At 52.6% G+C, this 760-nt stretch carries 1 rRNA gene (cut by a window edge); it reads right to left on the bottom strand.

What is annotated here, in order from left to right:
- Positions 1-62: 62 nt before the first annotated feature.
- Positions 63-760 (bottom strand): 23S ribosomal RNA (locus DW724_RS15320) (it continues 2,249 nt past the right edge of the window).

Here is a 760-nt window from a genome sequence, read left to right as displayed (position 1 = left end):
TTTACACCCTCAAAACTGAACAATCCTACTCGCAAGCTATCTTTCGAGGTTACCTAACATTTAAGGTCAAGCCCTCGGCCTATTAGTATCAGTCCGCTCCATACATTACTGCACTTCCACTCCTGACCTATCAACCTTGTAGTCTACAAGGGGCCTTACTCCCGAAGGATGGGAACACTTATCTCGAGGGGAGTTTCACGCTTAGATGCCTTCAGCGTTTATCTCGTCCGTACTTAGCTACCCAGCTATGCCCTTGGCAGAACAACTGGTGCACCAGCGGTACGTCCATCCCGGTCCTCTCGTACTAAGGACAGCTCCTCTCAATATTCCTACGCCCGCAACAGATAGGGACCGAACTGTCTCACGACGTTCTGAACCCAGCTCGCGTACCGCTTTAATTGGCGAACAGCCAAACCCTTGGGACCGAATTCAGCCCCAGGATGCGATGAGCCGACATCGAGGTGCCAAACCTCCCCGTCGATGTGGACTCTTGGGGGAGATCAGCCTGTTATCCCCAGGGTAGCTTTTATCCGTTGAGCGACGGCATTTCCATTCACATACCGCCGGATCACTAACTCCAACTTTCGTTACTGCTCGAACCGTCATTCTCGCAGTTAGGCTCGTTTATGCGTTTACACTCAGTGCACGATTTCCATCCGTGCTGAACGAACCTTTGAGCGCCTCCGTTACTCTTTTGGAGGCGACCGCCCCAGTCAAACTGCCCACCTGACAGTGTCCCCCGACCAGATTCATGGTCGCA

The organism is Butyricicoccus sp. AM27-36 (genome assembly GCF_003480945.1).
In the GTDB taxonomy this organism is placed as follows: Bacteria; Bacillota; Clostridia; order Oscillospirales; family Butyricicoccaceae; genus Agathobaculum; species Agathobaculum butyriciproducens.
Note: the sequence above shows the minus strand (reverse complement) of the source record. Positions and strands in the feature narration are given on the sequence as shown.